Raw genomic sequence first — 2,739 nt, 5'->3', positions numbered from 1 at the left:
TTCACCTTTCCGCCCGCGCGCGATTTGCGCAAACTCGGCGTTCGCTCCGTCTTCCTCGGGCATTTCATTCCGTGGGACGTGCGCAAGCAGGTCGATATTATTAAGCGCGAGTTGGATTGGAAGGGCGATCAGGTCGAAGGCGTGCCGCCGGAGTACGATTACGAGAAGATCGAATGCTTCGTGCAGGGCGTGCGCGACTATTTGAAGTGGCTGAAGCGCGGCTTTGGTCGCACCACCCACGTCACCTCCATCGATATCCGCAATCACCGCATGGACCGGGCCACGGCGGAAAAGCTGGTGGCGGAGTATGACGGCAAGCGCCCGGCGGCGTTGGATATCTTCCTCGATATTCTTGGCATCGACGAGCAGCATTTTATGGATCTCGTGGAGCCGCATGTGGTCGCCCCCCGCGTCATGCCCAGTTGCGAGAGCTGCCAGAGCAACTGCAATAAAGACGTGCCGTGGGATTATGCGGAATGGAAGAAGATGGTCGAGATGGGCAAACGGCCCGAAGAGGCACAATAGCCGCCTCTTCCACCGCCCTTACGCGGAGGCAGTTTAGATGAGCGATCTCATTATCGTCGATTACGGCGCAGGCAATATCGCGTCGGTCAAGCAAGCCGTGTGGCGCGCAGGCTGGGACGCAGATCTCAGCCGGGGACCGGAGGATTTGCTCACCGCCGATCGCATTCTGCTTCCCGGCGTCGGGGCGGCGGGCACGGCGATGGACCGCTTGCGCGCGGGTGGCTATGTGGAGGCGCTGAACGAGGCGGTGCGTAAGGGCGGAACCCCCATGCTCTGCATCTGCGTCGGCATGCAGCTTTTGGCGGAAGAACTGCATGAATATGGCGTTCATCAGGGGCTTGGTTGGGTGAAGGGTAAGGTCACGCGGCTCGAAGAAAAGCCGGGCCGCCGGGTGCCGCATATGGGCTGGAACAAGGTGCATAAGCCGGAAGGCGGGGCCGCGCCGCCGCCCGGCATTCTGGATCGCGACACTTTCTATTATTTCGCCCATTCTTATGAAATGAGCGGGCTCGACCCGTCCGTGCTGGCCGGGGAGGCCGATTACGATGGCCCCGTACCCGCCGCTATTCGCACCGAAACCGTCTTCGGAACGCAATTCCACCCGGAGAAAAGCCAGGTGGAGGGCGAAAAGCTCATTGCGAATTTTATGCGCTGGAAGGTCTGACCGTTTATGCTGACCCGCCGTCTGATCCCTACCCTGTTGCTGCGCCAGGGCCGTCTTGTCAAAGGCGTGCGGTATGGCGAGCACCGCGACGCGGGCAATCCCCCCAGCATTACCCGCGCCCATGCCGCCCAGGACGCCGATGAGGTTCTGCTGGTCGATATCGACGCCAGCCGCGCGGGCCGGGCACCGGATTTCAGCGCTTTTGCTAAAGTTGCCGAAGAATGCACCATGCCGCTCACCCTCGGTGGTGGGTTGACCAGCTTCGATCTGGCCCAGAAGGCCATGCAAACCGGGGCCGACAAGTTGGCCTTCACCGCACCGGCGCTGGATAATCCCGATCTGCTGGATGCGGTTGCCCGGCGTTTCGGCGCGCAGGCGGTCGTACTGGGGCTTGATGTTCTCCAGGATGAATCCGGCACCTATTATATCTATGATTACCGCACCGGCGGTATCGTTGGAAATCGCACGCCGGTTGCCTGGGCAAAAGAAGCCGTGGAGCGGGGCGCGGGCGAAATTCGCCTGATGGCCGTCCATCGGGAAGGCACGCGCCTTGGCTTCGATCTCGATCTTTACCGGATGATCGCCGACGCCGTTTCAGTGCCGATCATTCTAGAGGGCGGGGCTGGAACCTTGGATCATCTCGATGCCGCGATGGCGGCGGGCGTCGATGCGCTTGGGCTCGGCACCATGCTGGTCTTCTCCGACAATAATATCGTTAAACTGCGACAATACCTGCTTGGCTGCGGCCATGTTTTGCGGAGATAGGCATGATTTTCACTGGCGCGCTTGAAACTCCCCAACTCTGGCTGCGCCCGCTGGAGGAAAACGCCGCGACCGGCCCCTATCTGGCGTGGATGCAGGATGCAGAAATCTTGCGCTTCCTAGAGGCCCGCTTCAGTCAGCATACGCCCGAAAGCCTCGCAGGTTTCATCCGCAGCATGAACCAAAACCCCGATGCGCTGCTGCTCGGAATGTTCCTGAAGGACGATAATCGCCACGTCGGCAATATCAAACTCGGCCCGGTTAACCGGGAGCATGCGCGCGGCGATATCGGCCTTCTCATCGGCGATAAGTCGGTTTGGGGCCGGGGGCTTGCGACCGAGGCGATTGCGGCCCTCACCCGCTACGCGTTCGAGCAACTGCATCTCAACCGTCTTTACGCCGGGTGCTATGGCGGCAATGAAGGATCGGCCCGCGCGTTCGTGAAAGCCGGATGGGCCATTGAAGCGCAGCTTCCCCGCTACTGGCGCTTGGGTGATCGCTGGGCCGATCACATCATTCTCGGTTGCTTGAACCCAGCCCCCGAACCGACGGTCTCGGCTTAATTTCAGTCTCTTAGACCGATTTGACTGGGCAAGAAGTTCCCGATTGACGGGCAAGCACGATGGAAACGGGCCTCCTCCACCGGGTTTTAGCGCTATGCCCGATAGTTTCCCCTCGCACATCCTATGATTATCTGTTATTTATCATAGGCATCAGAGGCGTTGTTCAGATTGGCACGCAACGTGCAGAGCAAGGGGCAACGCTGATGGAGGTTAGCAACCATGGCT

The 2,739-nt window shown here is 60.2% G+C and carries 3 protein-coding genes and 1 pseudogene; all 4 read left to right on the top strand.

Features of this window, described 5'->3' with window-relative positions; translation table 11 throughout:
* A pseudogene (locus VZ95_RS25340) lies at nucleotides 1-525 on the top strand (hypothetical protein); the annotation flags it as partial.
* 37 nt (nucleotides 526-562) lie between these two features.
* Complete coding sequence (gene hisH / locus VZ95_RS08330) at nucleotides 563-1,189, top strand: imidazole glycerol phosphate synthase subunit HisH (RefSeq protein ID WP_045775440.1); 627 nt, start codon at nucleotides 563-565, stop codon at nucleotides 1,187-1,189.
* A gap of 6 nt (nucleotides 1,190-1,195) precedes the next feature.
* Nucleotides 1,196-1,954 (top strand): imidazole glycerol phosphate synthase subunit HisF, encoded by a 759-nt coding sequence (gene hisF / locus VZ95_RS08325; RefSeq protein WP_045775439.1) that lies wholly within the window; start codon nucleotides 1,196-1,198, stop codon nucleotides 1,952-1,954.
* A gap of 2 nt (nucleotides 1,955-1,956) precedes the next feature.
* Entirely contained in the window at nucleotides 1,957-2,514 is a 558-nt protein-coding gene (locus tag VZ95_RS08320) for a GNAT family N-acetyltransferase (RefSeq protein ID WP_045775438.1), read from the top strand.
* Nucleotides 2,515-2,739 lie beyond the last annotated feature (225 nt).

The organism is Elstera litoralis (assembly GCF_000963705.1).
GTDB lineage: Bacteria > Pseudomonadota > Alphaproteobacteria > Elsterales > Elsteraceae > Elstera > Elstera litoralis.
The sequence above is the reverse complement of the archived record's forward strand: the minus strand, read 5'-3'. Positions and strand labels throughout refer to the sequence as shown.